Below are 13,461 nucleotides of genomic sequence, written 5' to 3' on the forward strand. Positions count from 1 at the left end.
TCATCTTGCTTCATCTTGCTGTGGCCGCCTGGTTCGCCAGGCGGTGGCCGATCCAGCGATGCGATCAGTTCAGCGGCTGGCTGCGGAAGTGGTCGCCGGCTTCGCCTTCATCTTCGTCATAATGGTGGTGATGGCCGTGCGGACCATGCACGTGGCCGTGGGACACTTCTTCCTCGGAGGCGGCGCGCACTTCGGTCACCGCCAGTTCGAAACGCAGGGCGATGCCGGCCAGCGGATGGTTGCCATCCAGCACGGCCTTGCCGTCGGCCACTTCGGTGACGGTGAAGATGACCGATTCTTCGTTGTCATCATCGGGCGAGCCTTCGAACTGCATGCCCACTTCCAGCGGTTGCGGCAGGCGCTCGACCGGCTCGATCTTGACCAGTTCGGAATCGTATTCGCCGAAGGCGTCTTCAGGCTCGACCTGGATGGTGGTGCTGTAGCCGGCTTCCTTGCCGTCCAGCGCTTCCTCGATCTTGGGCAGGGTGTTGTGGTAGCCGCCGTGCAGATAGACCATCGGCTCGCTGCTTTGCTCGATCAGGTTGTTCTGGGCGTCCGACAGCTTGTAGTTGACAGAAACGACGGTATTCTTCGCGATCTTCATCGTAAGGGTCCTTTGTATCGATAGTGGTGCGGGAGCGGCAGGCGCTGCGGTCTGGTCGCGCGACACGCCTGCCACCCGGGTTGGGGCCTAAGAACCATCCCCCTGCCATTCCCGCAAGGCAAGGACTCTTTCAAAACGGTTTCTCGACTCCGTGATTATACCTGCATCAAACTTGGTGGCTGCCAATGGCTTGCTGCTGTGCCAGCCCGCCTATAATGGCGGGCATGAAAAAACTCGATCTGCTCGGCGGCATCACACCCGCCCAATTCCTGCGTGACTACTGGCACAAGAAGCCGCTCCTGATCCGCAACGCCATTCCCGGCTTTTCCGCACCGCTGCCGCGCCAGGAGCTGTTCGACCTGGCCCGCCGCGACGATGTCGAATCGCGCCTGATCACCCACCGCGAAGACGGCTGGGACATGCAGCACGGCCCCTTCAGCAAGCTGCCTCCCTTGAAGCAGAAAGCCTGGACCCTGCTAGTACAGGGCGTGAACCTGCATCATCCGGCGGCCGACGCCCTGCTGCGCCAGTTCCGCTTCGTACCGGATGCACGCCTGGACGACCTGATGATCAGCTATGCCAGCGACGGCGGCGGCGTCGGTCCGCACTTCGATTCCTATGACGTGTTCCTGCTGCAGGCCCACGGCCAGCGGCGCTGGCGCATCAGCGCCCAGGACGACCTGACGCTGGAAGAAGGCGTGCCGCTGAAGATCCTGAGCCACTTCCAGGCTGAAGAAGAGTTCGTGCTGGAACCCGGCGACATGCTCTATCTGCCACCGCATTACGCCCACGACGGCGTGGCCGTCGGAGAGTGCATGACCTACTCCATTGGCTTCCGCGCGCCGACCTACCAGGAACTGGGCGAGTCCTTCCTGGAGTTCATGATGGACACCATCGACCTGCCCGGCCGCTATGCCGATCCCGACCTCAAGACCAGCGCCCGCCCGGCCGAGCTGCAGGCCGACATGATCGCGCGCATCCGCGATGAGCTCAACAAGATCCGCTTCACCGACGACGACATCACCATCTTCCTCGGCCAGCATCTTTCCGAACCCAAACCTTCGGTGTTCTTCGAAGCGCCGGCCCAGGAACTGTCCTTTGCTCGCTTTTTCCAGGGGGCCAAGAAACGCGGTCTGGTGCTGCATCGCAAGACGCGCATGCTCTATCGCGGCTCGCACGTCTTCATCAACGGGGAATCCTTCCAGGTATCCCGCCAGGACAAAGCCATCCTGGCCAGGCTCGCAGATCACCGCATGCTGGAGAAAAACGACTTCGACCTGGCCTCCGAAGACCTGCTCGAAGCCCTGCATCAATGGCATGAAAGTGGCTGGATAGAATTTGTTTGAGATTTGTTTGAGATTAATGCAAAACCAAGCTTGAGCAATCTAGAAATCACTTGAGAAAGCTCCGGAAAGCTGCGCCAACAAAGGCCTTCCGGGCGCATGGTCAAAAATGTAAGAACTTACAAATTCTTACGAATTAGAATGATTGCGGTGTGATTTCGGAAAAAAATAGCTATAATGATGGGCTGGAAAGTTTTCGTTGTCCGGAGAAGTTTCGGCAGTAAAAAGAAGCAAGAACCGAAGCACGACCGTAAGGTCATACCCTGCGGCGAAAGCCTCCTAGTAGAGCGATAATTACCGGTAATTATTCATCGCACAATTTTTAAATACTGAAGGAATATTCATGAAAAAGACTCTGTTGATCGCTTCGTTGTTGGCTGTTGCCCTGGCTGCTTGCGGCAAGAAGGAAGAAGCTCCGGCACCTGCTGCTGCTCCTGCTGCTGAAGCTCCGGCCGCCGCTGCTCCGGCTGCTGATGCAAAGCCGGCTGACGCCGCTCCTGCTGCTGACGCTGCCAAGCCGGCTGACGCCGCTGCTCCGGCTGCCGACGCGAAGCCTGCTGACGCTGCCGCTCCGGCTGCTGATGCCAAGCCGGCTGAAGCCGCTCCCGCCAAGTAATCTTCGGATTATTTTCGGAAAAAACCGGCCGCAGGGCCGGTTTTTTTTCGTCCGCACGTTTGTGCGGACAATCCCACTCTCCCGATACACGCCAGCAACGTTTTGCGTGTGCACTCACCTCCCCTCCCAACACCCCCCAGAACGCGTCAGTTGCTCCTACAGGCGCATTTCGCACGAGCTAGCTGACCCGACTACTTACAAGGTGCTGACAAGCACCAGCCGCCTGCTGTGACGAACAAGCGATATCGCCGCAGATACGACAACGTAGGCATGCAGGAGGAAAGCAAAAGGAAACAAAATGTTTCTGCTGCGGCGCACTGCGGCCTGACAAGAGGCTGACCAGCTCGCTTTTTTTCAGACGTCCAGCCAGCCAAAGCCCTCGGCCTGGCAGGCAATGCCAATGTCGCCGAAGGTCGTGCCGAGCACCCCTTCCAGCGCGGCGCGGGCCAGTTCGGGCGTATTGTTCTGCTGGCTCAGGTGCGCCCCGATGACGCGCTTTAAGCGGCGCTTGTCGAGCATGCGCAAGATTTCTGCGCTGGCGTCATTGGCCAGGTGCCCGTAGTCGCCACCGATGCGACGCTTCAGGAAAGCCGGATAAGGTGAGCGATCCAGCATGTCGCGGTCGTGATTGCATTCCAGCAGCAAGGCGTCGCAGGCGCCCAGGGCTTGCACCAGATGGGCAGTCGGCTGGCCGGCATCGGTGAGCACGCCCAGACGGCGGTCGCCATCGCCAGCCACATACTGGATGGGTTCGCGCGCGTCATGCGGCACGGTATAGGGGGAGAGTTCGAGGTCACCGATGGCCAGCTTCTGGCCATCGGCGCAGAATTGCACATCGACATCGGTCGCCTGGTCGGCCACGGCCTGCCAGGTGCCATAGCTGAGCCAGACCGGGATGCGATAGCGGCGGGCGAACTTGAAGACGCCGCTGACGTGGTCCGAATGTTCGTGGGTGACGACGATGGCCGACACGTCCGAGGGATCCAGCCCCAGGCGCAGCATGCGCCTTTCCGCTTCGCGCAAAGTAAAGCCGCAGTCCAGCATGACCGTGGTCCCGGAAGAGGGACGCTGGTCGCCGGCTGCGGCCGAGATCAGCAGCGCATTGCCTTCGCTGCCGCTACCGAGGCTCGCGAACTTCATCTGAGCCCCGGGTCCTGCTTACTTCAGCTGCTCGTTGAGCAGACCCAGGATCTTGTCGGAGATGCCCGAGGTATCCGGACCGCCCTCGCCGTTCTGCACGACGATATTGCTGCTGTCACTGCCGGCGCCCTTGACCACGATGCGGTACTTGGCGGCCTTCTTGTCCTTGTCCTTGGAGCTGAAGATGCGCGAGAAGAAGCCCTCGTCCTTCTTGTCCTTGGCGTCCTGGTTCTGGTCCACGTAGCGCACGTAGTAGATGCCCTGGCTGCGGTCGCGGTCTTCGACGGTGAAGCCGACGCGATCCAACGCCAGGCCGACGCGACGCCATGCGCGTTCGAAGCCTTCATCCACTTGCACGCTGGTACCGGCAGCGGTCTTCTGCAGGCGCGAACGGGCCTGCAGCGAGGGCGCATTGGCCACGGCGGCCTTGGCCTTGGTTTCCTCGGCGCCCAGGCGCACCATCAGGCGCGACAGGAATTCGGCTTCCAGGCCGGGGTCGGAAGGACGCGCGGTCCACACCGAGGTTTCCTTGGCCGAACCGGTCAGCACTTCTTCGGCGCCGCGATGGCTGATGAAGATCTCGGTGGTGCCGTTGGGGCCGCGCTCCAGGCGGGTGCGGAACTTGTCACGCTCGCCGGTGGAGTACAGCGAATCGAACACCTTGCCCAGCGTATTGCGCACGAAGTCCTGGGGGATCTTGGCGCGGTTCTCGGCCCAGTCGGTTTCCATCACGCCGGTGTCGGGCGATTCGATGTTGATCAGGAAACCGCTGTCCTGCCAGAAATCCTTGATCTGCGGCCACAGCTGCTCGGGAGTCTGCTTGACCACCAGCCAGCGCTGCGAGCCATCGCGTTCGATGCGGATCTCGTCGCCCTTGGCGGCCGGGGCCACCGAGGTGATTTCGTTGGCCGGACGGGTCTGCTGTTCCAGCTGATAGCCCGACGCGGTCGCCACGCCCTTGTTGGCTTCCGGAATGGCGTAGCGGTTGTCGCGCTGCAGCTGGGTCAGGTCGGGCGGCACTTCCAGACGCGGGCCGCGGGCTTTTTCCGCACTCTTGTAATCGATACGGTCGCCGTCGAGCAGGTTGCCGACGGACGAGCATCCTGCCAGGCCGGCCAGCGCCAGTGCGACGACAATGCTGCGTTGGGTAAGTGTGGCCGCCGAGCGGACAACCGGACGAACGTTCTTGCTATTAGTCATATCGTTACTATTGAAAGCGGAATCGAATTTCAGGAGACCTGCGCCGGAGCGGCCAAGCCGTTTATTTTAATACACCCGACTCGCGCAATGCCGCGCGCACGGTGTCGTGGTAAGCCGCCCCCAGCGGCGCCAGCGGCAGGCGCATGCCCGACGGGATCAGCCCCATTTCCTGCATGGCCCACTTCAGCGGCACCGGATTGGGTTCGACGAAGAGCTTGTTGTGCAGCGGCAAGAGCTTGTTGTTCAGTTCCACGGCGCGGGCGATGTTGCCGCTCATGGCGGCCACGCACAGCTCGTGCATGTCACGCGGGGCCACGTTGGCCGTCACCGAGATATTGCCGGCGCCGCCGTACAGCATCAGCGCGATGGCGGTGGCGTCGTCGCCCGAATAGACGGCGAAGTTCTTGGGTGCCAGGCGGATCAGGTCGGTGCCGCGGGCGATGTTGCCGGTGGCGTCCTTCACACCGACGATGCCCTTGACCTGCGCCAGGCGCAGGATGGTCTCGTTGCTCATGTCAGCAACCGTGCGGCCGGGCACGTTGTACAGGATCACGGGAAGATCGACCGACTCGGCGATCTTCTTGAAGTGCAGGTACATGCCTTCCTGGGTAGGACGGTTGTAGTACGGCACCACTTGCAGCGAGGCATCGGCGCCGACCTTCTTGGCGAATTCGGTCAGTTCGATCGCCTCGGAGGTGGAATTGCCGCCGGTGCCGGCGATGATGGGGATGCGTTTGGCGGTGTGCTCGACTGCGACCTTGATCAGTTCGCAGTGCTCTTCCATCGAGACGGTGGGGGATTCGCCGGTTGTGCCGACGATGACGATGCTGTCCGTTCCCTCGGCGATATGCCAGTCGATCAGCTTGCGCAGGCCGTCGTAGTCGAGGCTGCCGTCCTGATGCATGGGAGTGACGATTGCAACAATGCTGCCCTTGATCATGATGTACGTATTTTGGTGATGGTCAAAATAAAGGCCTGATTGTAGCGGATAGACGCCTCAACAGGTCAATTTGGGGCTGACTGAGATGAAACCGGACGTAAAAAAGAGTGTCCGTCCCCCTGCAGCCGCCTCAGAGCGGCTCGCGCACGCCCCGATTCAATAGCCCAGCCCCATGGCCTCGCGCACGTCGCGCATGGTTTCCTGGGCCAGCTTGCGGGCTTTGTCGCAGCCATCGGCAACGATGGCGCGCACCAGCGAAGGATCGTCCAGGTAGGGTTGGGCGCGTTCCAGCATGGGCTGCTGCTCTTGCAGGATGGCGTCGATGACGGGCTGCTTGCATTCCAGGCAACCAATCCCGGCCGAACGGCAGCCCTTGGCGGCCCATTCTTTGACCTCCGCCGACGAATAGACCTGGTGGAATTGCCAGACCGGGCATTTGTCGGGATCGCCCGGATCGCTGCGGCGCACGCGCTGGGGGTCGGTGGGCATGGTCTTGACCTTCTTGGTCACCGATTCCTTGTCTTCCCGCAGGGCAATGGCATTGCCGTAGCTCTTGGACATCTTGGCGCCGTCCAGCCCCGGCAGGCGCGACGCCTCGGTCAGCATGGCCTGGGGCTCGGTGAGGATCAGCTTGCGGCTGCCCTCCAGGTAGCCGAACAGGCGTTCACGGTCAATCATCGACAGGTTCTGGGCATCATCGAGCATGGCCTTGGCCTGCTCCAGCGCCTCGTCGTCGCCCTTTTCCTGGAATTGCGTGCGCAGCTCCAGGTACAGCCGGGCGCGCTTGCTGCCCAGCTTCTTGGTGGCGGCCAGGGCCTTTTCCTCGAAGCCCTTTTCCTTACCGTAGAGGTGGTTAAAGCGGCGCGCGATCTCGCGCATGATCTCGATGTGCGGCACCTGGTCCTCGCCCACCGGCACCTGGCTGGCGCGGTAGATCAGCACGTCGGCCGCCTGCAAGAGCGGATAGCCGAGGAAGCCATAGGTGGCCAGGTCGCGATCGGCCAGCTTTTCCTGCTGGTCCTTGTAGGTCGGCACGCGCTCCAGCCAGCCCAGCGGCGTGGCCATGGACAGCAGCAAGTGCAGTTCGGCATGCTCGGGCACGCGCGACTGGATGAACAGCGTGGACTGCGAAGGATCGACACCGGCGGCAAGCCAGTCGATGACCATCTCCCAGGTGCTGGTCTCGATCACCGAAGGATCGTCGTAGTGGGTGGTCAGCGCATGCCAGTCGGCCACGAAGAACAGGCAGGGCAATTCGGATTGCAGCTTGACCCAGTTCTTGAGGGCACCGTGATAGTGGCCCAGGTGCAGCGCGCCCGTGGGGCGCATGCCGGAGACGACGCGGTCAGGATACATGGCGGTTGGCTCGTGGTCGGTAGTCGGTTGAGGCTGGATGCATCATTGGAACAGCAGGGTAATGGGATAAGTGATCAATTGCAGCAGCAGGCTGGCCCCGTACATCACCGGTGCCATCCACCAGGTGTAGATGACCTTGGCCAGCACCAGCGCCATGACGATAAAGAATCCGTAGGGCTCGATCTGGGCAAACTTGTAGGCGTAGCGGTTGGGCAGCAGGCTGGTGAGGATGCGGCCACCGTCCAGCGGCGGGATCGGGAACAGGTTGAAGGCGAACATGACCAGGTTGGTCAGCACCCCGGCCTTGGCCATGAGCATGAAGAATTCTTCCTGCACCCCGCCCAGCGCCAGCGCATAGATGGTCAGCGTCCACAGCAGCGCCATGAAGAAGTTAGCCGCCGGGCCGGCCAGCGAGACCCAGGCCATGTCGCGCTTGGGCTTGCGCAGGTGGCCGAAGTTGATCGGCACCGGCTTGGCATAACCGAACAGGAAAGCGCCACTGGTGGCGAAGTACAGCAGGATAGGAATGAGGATGGTGCCGAAGGGATCGATGTGCTTGATCGGGTTCAGGCTCATGCGGCCCATCGAATAGGCCGTATTGTCGCCAAAGAACTTGGCGGCGTACGCGTGCGCGGCCTCGTGCAGGGTGATGGCAAAGAGCACGGGCAGCGCGTAGACCGCGACAGTCTGGATGAGATCGTTCATGGGGCGGGATTTTATCAGAGGGACAATACGGGGGCCGGGAATTGGCGGTTTTCCGGTCCGCGCAGACAAGAATAAATCACTTAGGCAGCCTGCAACCCGAATATTCCAGCATCCCCCCTGCCCTGCCGCACCAACACCGGCTGCTCGTCGTCGGTGAGGTCGATGACGGTGGTAGGCTCCAGGCTGCACGCACCGCTGTCGATGACCAGGTCGATCTGCTTTTCGAGGTGGCTGCGGATATCTTCCGCACTGGTCAGCGGCAATTCGTCGTCGGGCAGGATCAGCGTAGTTCCCAGCAGCGGCTGGCCCAGCTCTTCCAGCAGCATGTGGGCGATGCGGTTTTCCGGCACGCGCAGGCCGATGGTCTTGCGCGAAGGATGGGAAAGCCGACGCGGCACTTCCTTGGTGGCTTCCAGGATGAAGGTATAGGCGCCCGGCGTGGCGGCCTTGAGCAGGCGGTACTGGCGGTTGTCCACCTTGGCGTACTGGGCGATTTCGGAGAGGTCGCGGCACAGCAGGGTCAGGTGGTGCTTATCATCCACACCACGGATGCGGCGTACGCGCTCCACGGCGTCCTTGTTGTCCAGCTGGCAGACCAGGGCGTAGCAGGAATCGGTGGGCAAGGCTACCAGGCCGCCCTTGTGGATGATCTGCGCGGCCTGCTTGATCAGGCGCAGCTGGGGGTTGTCGGGGTGAATCTCGAAAAACTGGCTCATGAGGCGGTTTCCAATTCCAAATTCAAATTCAAAAATTCCGATTCGTAAAAAGCACAACGGCGGTGTCGCCACCGCCGTTGTCGCTGTCCGCAGGACTCAGCGTTGACCGCGCAGGGCGGCAATACGCTGTTCCAGCGGCGGGTGCGTCGAGAACAGCTCCATCACGCCAGGCTTGTCGCTGATACCCAGGGCGGCCAGGTTCTGCGGCAGGCCCTCGGGCGAGAAACCGCCCAGGCGCGCCAGTGCATTGATCATCGGCTGGGGCGTGCCCAGCAGGCGGGCGGCGCCGGCGTCAGCGCGGAACTCGCGGTGGCGCGAGAACCAGGCCACGATCATCGAGGCGCCGATGCCAAAGACGATCTGGCAGACCAGCACCGTGACGGTATACCCAATGCCGGGACCGGAATCATCGCTGTTGCGGCGCAGGGCCGAGTCGACGAAGAAACCCACCACCCGCGACAGGAAGACCACGAAGGTGTTCACCACACCCTGGATCAGCGTCATGGTGACCATGTCGCCATTGGCGATGTGCGCCACCTCGTGGCCCAGCACCGCTTCCACTTCGTCCTGTGTCATGCCCTGCAGCAGTCCGGTCGAGACCGCGACCAGCGCCGAGTCCCGGAACGCGCCGGTGGCGAAGGCGTTGGGCTCGCCGTCATAGACCGCCACTTCGGGCATGCCGATGCCAGCGCGCTGGGCCAGCTTGCCCACGGTCTGCAGCAGCCAGGCCTCGGTGCCGTTCATCGGCGTCTGGATCACGCGGGCGCCGGTGGACCACTTGGCCATGGTCTTGCTCATCAGCAAGGAAATGATGGAGCCGGTAAAGCCGACCACCAGCGAGAACACCAGCAGCATCGGCAGGTTCAGGCCGGAGCGGGTCAGGAAGCGGTCTACGCCCAACAGCGACAAGATGACGCTCATCACGACCAGCACGGCAATATTGGTCGCGATAAACAGCAAGATGCGTTTCATGGGGAAAACTCCTATCAAGAAAGTGGTTATTAGATAGGAGTCCCGCCCCGGAATTCAAGTGCAGAGCTTACAGCGCCCAGTCGTGCCAGACCGGCTTGACACCTTGAGGTAAGGGCGGCAACCCGCCCAGGTCCACCCGCGATTCGCCCGGACCGTGGAAGTCCGACCCCATCGACGCCAAAAAGCCATAGTGGCGCGCCACCTGGGCGTATTGCTGGTACTGCTCCGGCGTGTGGCTGCCGGTATTGACCTCGATGGCTGCGCCGCCGAGCTGCCTGAACTCGTCGAAGAAGGCGCCGAACTGGGTCTCGGTGTATTTGTAGCGGCCCGGGTGGGCGATCACCGCCACTCCGCCGGCCCCGCGGATCCAGCGCACGGCTTCTTCCAGCGTGGCCCAGCGGTGCGGCACGTAGCCGGGCTTGCCTTCGGTGAGATAGTTGGCAAAGACTTCCCGGGTATCGCAGCAGCGACCGCACTCGACCATGAAGCGGGCGAAATGGGTGCGCGAGATCAGATCCGGGTTGCCCACATGCTTGAGCGCGCCTTCATAGGCCCCGGCCACGCCATGCTGCTCCAGCTGCGCGGCGATCTCGCGGGCGCGCCGTTCGCGGCCGTTGCGGGTGGCGGCCAGGCCCTGCACCAGCGCGGGATTGGTTTCGTCGATCTGCAGACCCACGATATGCACGGTATGACCAGCCCAGGTCACCGAAATCTCTACGCCGCCCACATGCACCATGCCCAGAGCCTGGGCCGCGACACGGGCGCGCGCCACGCCATCGATTTCATCGTGGTCGGTCAAGGCCCACACCCCCACGCCATTGGCCTTGGCGCGTGCGGCCACCTGCTCGGGCGGCAACAGGCCGTCGGAGACGTTGGAATGGCAATGCAGATCGAACTTGAGCTCAGACATAGACAATGCGCGATGACACGGGCCGGTCGCTTGTGGCTGCCGCCGATCAGGGGATGCAGTAGGGTTGGAATAGGTCTATTTTACGCCCTTCCCCCCGCCCCCGCTCAGACCGGTTGTTGCAGGAAGGCTTCGATCAGTTGCGCCAGGCGCTCGGGCTGGTCGTGGTGCAGCATGTGACCGGCATCGGCGATCATCTCGACCTGCACCCGCGGGATGCAGGCGATGCGCCGGTCGATCTCTTCGCGCTTGAGCGAGGCCGGGCCGAAGAAGCGCCAGATGTCGCTGTCGATGGCCTCTATCCACAGCACCGGCGCGGTGATGCGACGCCAGCAGGCCATCATCTCGTCGGCGCGATACAGGATGGGGCTGACCTGCTTGTGCGCCGGATCGCCCAGGATCTGCCACAGGCCGCTGTCGTCCTGCTGCGCCCAGTGCTGGGCCAGGAAGGCAGCACGTTCGTCGGACAGGCGCGCATTGTTCTTCTGCAGGCGCTGGGCCACTTCTTCCAGGGTATCGTAGCCGCGCAGGACAGGACGATTGCGCACCTCGTCCATCCACTGCGCAAAACGTCCGGGCGCCTGCTCCGGCTGGGTCGCGGGCAGACCCAGTCCTTCCAGGTTGATCAGGCGCTTGATGCGCTGCGGCCGCACACCGGCATAGAGCGTGACGACGTTGCCGCCCATGCTGTGGCCCAGCAGGTTGATGGCTTCCGATCCGGCGTAGTGGTCGATGATGGCGTCCAGATCGGCCAGGTAATCCGGGAACCAGTAGGAGTCGGCCTGGCTGCGCTCGGTCAGACCGAAGCCGCGCCAGTCGGGCGCGATCACATGCCATTGCCCCTGCAGGGCGTCGACCATGAACTGGAAGGACGCGGACATATCCATCCAGCCGTGCAGCATGAAGATCTTGGGCGCCTCTGGGTCGCCCCAGTGGCGCACGTGGTAGCGCAGACCGCGGATGGTCAGGAATTCGGAGCAGGAAGATGTCTTGGCGATAGTGGGGCGCATGGCGTTCTCTTTGTTATGGTCTGGCGGCGTAAGATCAAGCCGCAAAGTATAGACAAAAGAGAACGATCGTGCGTCAGACCTGCCGATTCAAGGCAAAAAGCGGCCGAGGTCAAAGGTGGACGTATGGCCGACCTGGGCAAAGTTCTGCTCCAGCCATTCCGCTGCACGCTCCCTGCCCTGCTGGAACAGGCTGCCGATGAAACTGGCCTGGGTATTGAGCTTGGAGAGGTTGGTGAGCTGCTCCATGAGCTCATTGGCATCGATCATGTGCATGTTCAGCTGGCGCAGACGCCGTTCCAGCGAACCGAAGGCCAGGGTCGAGTTCTCGGCCTCGCGCTTGGCCAGCGCCAGCGCGCTCAGTTCGGTGAAGAAGGCCGAACTGAAGCTGATTTCGGACAGGCGCTGACCGATATCGTGACTGGAGGTCGGCGTGCCGGCGCGGCGGCTGGGATGCAGCAGCACCACCATCACATCGCGTGCGGCGCAGGCATGTAGCAGCGGGAAGATCGGCGGATTGGCGGTCAGGCCGCCATCCCAGTAGGCTTCTCCCTCGATCTCGATGGGCCGGTGCAGCGACGGCAGACAGGCCGAGGCCAGCAGCGCCTCCACCGACAGGTCGGCATTGCGGAAGATCTTCAGGGTGCCGGTGCTGACCTGGGTGGCGGCGATGAAGAGTTTCAATTCCCGTTGCCGGCGCAGCCTGTCGAAGTCCACCTGTTCCAGCAGGATGTCGCGCAGCGGGTTGATGTCCAGCGGATTGAGCTGGGTGGGCGAAAAGAAACGCGTCATCGCCAGCAGCGCCTGCATGCCTGGCATGGGCGTCGGATTGGCGATCACCGGCGCGCCTTCGGCGTTGATATAGTCCAGCGGCGCGCCCGTGGAGAGCGCCGTCCAGAAGCGCTCCAGCGCCGCGCGCGCACCCTCGCGGCCATCCTGCACATAGCCCTGGGCCAGCACCACCGCATTCATGGCCCCGGCGGAAGCGCCGCTGATGCCTTCGAACCCCAGGCGACCATCTTCCAGCAGGCGATCCAGCACGCCCCAGGTGAAAGCGCCGTGCGAGCCGCCACCTTGCAGGGCCAGACTGATGATCTTGTTCGACATGATGTCCTTTTCCTCGACCACATCACAGGCGCTGTCACGCCCACGTCAGCACTTAAGCTTATGCTGCACTGCACGATCATGGTATAACAGGAACACGGCTGGAGAAAGTGCTGCTTTTAGACAACATTCAGGCAAGCATGCCCTTCAGCTCAGCTATTGTAACGAGGTATCGACGTAACGACGGACACTGCAGAGGACACATGAAATCGATTTGCGTATATTGCGGCTCTTCTCCCGGCGCGTCCCCGGCCTATGCCGAGGCGGCGCGCAAGCTGGCGCGGGAAATGGTGAACAACAACATCGCCCTGGTCTATGGCGGCGGCAATGTCGGCCTGATGGGCATCATCGCCAGCGAGGTCATGCAACTGGGCGGCGAAGCCACGGGTGTCATTCCCAAGGCCTTGCTGGACAAGGAACTGGGCCATCACGGTCTGACCCGCCTGCACATCGTCAAGGACATGCATGAACGCAAGGCCATGATGGCCGAGCTCTCCGACGGCTTCGTGGCCATGCCGGGCGGCATGGGGACGCTGGAAGAACTGTTCGAAGTGCTGACCTGGGCGCAACTGGGCTTCCACTACAAGCCGATCTGCCTGTACAACGTGGAAGGCTTCTACGACAACCTGATCGCCTTCGTCGACCACCTGGTCTCGCAGCGCTTCGTCAGCAGCGACCAGTCCGGCCTGATGATGCATGAGGCCGATCCGGCCAGGCTGATCCAGCGCTTCCAGACCTTCAAGCCGACCTACAAGACCAAGTGGGCCGATCGCGAGGCGGTGGCCAACCTGTTGCCCTGAGGCTGCGGCATCAGCAGCAACAACAAGCACAACAAGCACAACAAGCACAAC

At 62.3% G+C, this 13,461-nt stretch carries 14 protein-coding genes; 3 read left to right on the forward strand and 11 right to left on the reverse strand.

Annotated elements, in window-relative coordinates:
• Positions 1-64: 64 nt before the first annotated feature.
• On the reverse strand, positions 65-604 hold the full coding sequence (locus BGK68_RS23820; protein ID WP_075259111.1) for an FKBP-type peptidyl-prolyl cis-trans isomerase: 540 nt from the start codon (positions 602-604) through the stop codon (positions 65-67).
• Between the two features lie 224 nt (positions 605-828).
• Here BGK68_RS23820 and BGK68_RS23825 point away from each other — a divergent pair, with 224 nt between their 5' ends.
• The gene (locus tag BGK68_RS23825; protein WP_233149398.1) at positions 829-1,950 is read left to right on the forward strand and encodes a cupin domain-containing protein; all 1,122 of its coding nucleotides are present in this window, start codon (positions 829-831) and stop codon (positions 1,948-1,950) included.
• A gap of 340 nt (positions 1,951-2,290) precedes the next feature.
• Positions 2,291-2,563, forward strand: coding sequence for a hypothetical protein (locus BGK68_RS23830; protein WP_075259113.1), 273 nt, complete (start codon positions 2,291-2,293; stop codon positions 2,561-2,563).
• 354 nt (positions 2,564-2,917) lie between these two features.
• Here BGK68_RS23830 and BGK68_RS23835 read toward each other — a convergent pair whose 3' ends face one another.
• The 10 genes from BGK68_RS23835 to BGK68_RS23880 all read right to left on the reverse strand — a co-directional run bounded on the left by BGK68_RS23835 (position 2,918) and on the right by BGK68_RS23880 (position 12,613).
• Positions 2,918-3,703: an MBL fold metallo-hydrolase gene (locus BGK68_RS23835; protein WP_075259114.1), complete on the reverse strand. Its 786-nt coding sequence runs from the start codon at positions 3,701-3,703 to the stop codon at positions 2,918-2,920.
• Between the two features lie 18 nt (positions 3,704-3,721).
• Entirely contained in the window at positions 3,722-4,903 is a 1,182-nt protein-coding gene (bamC, locus tag BGK68_RS23840) for an outer membrane protein assembly factor BamC (protein ID WP_013235220.1), read from the reverse strand.
• A gap of 61 nt (positions 4,904-4,964) precedes the next feature.
• Complete coding sequence (gene dapA / locus BGK68_RS23845; RefSeq protein WP_075259115.1) at positions 4,965-5,843, reverse strand: 4-hydroxy-tetrahydrodipicolinate synthase; 879 nt, start codon at positions 5,841-5,843, stop codon at positions 4,965-4,967.
• A gap of 156 nt (positions 5,844-5,999) precedes the next feature.
• Positions 6,000-7,199 carry a tryptophan--tRNA ligase gene (locus tag BGK68_RS23850; protein ID WP_075259116.1) on the reverse strand — a complete coding sequence of 400 codons (1,200 nt, stop codon included), beginning with the start codon at positions 7,197-7,199 and terminating at the stop codon, positions 6,000-6,002.
• A gap of 42 nt (positions 7,200-7,241) precedes the next feature.
• On the reverse strand, positions 7,242-7,904 hold the full coding sequence (locus BGK68_RS23855) for a site-2 protease family protein (RefSeq protein ID WP_013235223.1): 663 nt from the start codon (positions 7,902-7,904) through the stop codon (positions 7,242-7,244).
• 80 nt (positions 7,905-7,984) lie between these two features.
• Complete coding sequence (locus BGK68_RS23860) at positions 7,985-8,620, reverse strand: L-threonylcarbamoyladenylate synthase (protein WP_075259117.1); 636 nt, start codon at positions 8,618-8,620, stop codon at positions 7,985-7,987.
• 96 nt (positions 8,621-8,716) lie between these two features.
• On the reverse strand, positions 8,717-9,592 hold the full coding sequence (htpX, locus tag BGK68_RS23865; protein WP_075259118.1) for a protease HtpX: 876 nt from the start codon (positions 9,590-9,592) through the stop codon (positions 8,717-8,719).
• Positions 9,593-9,659: 67 nt separating this feature from the next.
• Positions 9,660-10,502: a 3',5'-nucleoside bisphosphate phosphatase gene (locus tag BGK68_RS23870; protein ID WP_075259119.1), complete on the reverse strand. Its 843-nt coding sequence runs from the start codon at positions 10,500-10,502 to the stop codon at positions 9,660-9,662.
• A 104-nt stretch (positions 10,503-10,606) separates the two neighbouring features.
• Complete coding sequence (locus BGK68_RS23875; RefSeq protein ID WP_075259120.1) at positions 10,607-11,509, reverse strand: alpha/beta fold hydrolase; 903 nt, start codon at positions 11,507-11,509, stop codon at positions 10,607-10,609.
• An 87-nt stretch (positions 11,510-11,596) separates the two neighbouring features.
• Entirely contained in the window at positions 11,597-12,613 is a 1,017-nt protein-coding gene (locus BGK68_RS23880; protein WP_075259121.1) for a patatin-like phospholipase family protein, read from the reverse strand.
• A gap of 200 nt (positions 12,614-12,813) precedes the next feature.
• Between BGK68_RS23880 and BGK68_RS23885 the strand changes: the two genes are divergently transcribed.
• Positions 12,814-13,410: an LOG family protein gene (locus BGK68_RS23885; protein WP_075259122.1), complete on the forward strand. Its 597-nt coding sequence runs from the start codon at positions 12,814-12,816 to the stop codon at positions 13,408-13,410.
• Positions 13,411-13,461: the final 51 nt, after the last annotated feature.

It is taken from the genome of Herbaspirillum camelliae, assembly GCF_001929405.1.
Classification (GTDB): Bacteria; Pseudomonadota; Gammaproteobacteria; order Burkholderiales; family Burkholderiaceae_D; genus Herbaspirillum; species Herbaspirillum seropedicae.

What these genes read in the sequence shown, in the direction of transcription:
- BGK68_RS23825 (WP_233149398.1), top strand. Translation starts at nt 829, where the DNA reads ATGAAAAAACTCGATCTGCTCGGCGGCATCACACCCGCCCAATTCCTG.
- BGK68_RS23880 (WP_075259121.1), bottom strand. Translation starts at nt 12,613, where the DNA reads ATGTCGAACAAGATCATCAGTCTGGCCCTGCAAGGTGGCGGCTCGCAC.
- BGK68_RS23830 (WP_075259113.1), top strand. Translation starts at nt 2,291, where the DNA reads ATGAAAAAGACTCTGTTGATCGCTTCGTTGTTGGCTGTTGCCCTGGCT.
- htpX (WP_075259118.1), bottom strand. Translation starts at nt 9,592, where the DNA reads ATGAAACGCATCTTGCTGTTTATCGCGACCAATATTGCCGTGCTGGTC.
- BGK68_RS23850 (WP_075259116.1), bottom strand. Translation starts at nt 7,199, where the DNA reads ATGTATCCTGACCGCGTCGTCTCCGGCATGCGCCCCACGGGCGCGCTG.
- dapA (WP_075259115.1), bottom strand. Translation starts at nt 5,843, where the DNA reads ATGATCAAGGGCAGCATTGTTGCAATCGTCACTCCCATGCATCAGGAC.
- BGK68_RS23860 (WP_075259117.1), bottom strand. Translation starts at nt 8,620, where the DNA reads ATGAGCCAGTTTTTCGAGATTCACCCCGACAACCCCCAGCTGCGCCTG.
- BGK68_RS23835 (WP_075259114.1), bottom strand. Translation starts at nt 3,703, where the DNA reads ATGAAGTTCGCGAGCCTCGGTAGCGGCAGCGAAGGCAATGCGCTGCTG.
- bamC (WP_013235220.1), bottom strand. Translation starts at nt 4,903, where the DNA reads ATGACTAATAGCAAGAACGTTCGTCCGGTTGTCCGCTCGGCGGCCACA.
- BGK68_RS23870 (WP_075259119.1), bottom strand. Translation starts at nt 10,502, where the DNA reads ATGTCTGAGCTCAAGTTCGATCTGCATTGCCATTCCAACGTCTCCGAC.
- BGK68_RS23855 (WP_013235223.1), bottom strand. Translation starts at nt 7,904, where the DNA reads ATGAACGATCTCATCCAGACTGTCGCGGTCTACGCGCTGCCCGTGCTC.
- BGK68_RS23820 (WP_075259111.1), bottom strand. Translation starts at nt 604, where the DNA reads ATGAAGATCGCGAAGAATACCGTCGTTTCTGTCAACTACAAGCTGTCG.
- BGK68_RS23885 (WP_075259122.1), top strand. Translation starts at nt 12,814, where the DNA reads ATGAAATCGATTTGCGTATATTGCGGCTCTTCTCCCGGCGCGTCCCCG.
- BGK68_RS23875 (WP_075259120.1), bottom strand. Translation starts at nt 11,509, where the DNA reads ATGCGCCCCACTATCGCCAAGACATCTTCCTGCTCCGAATTCCTGACC.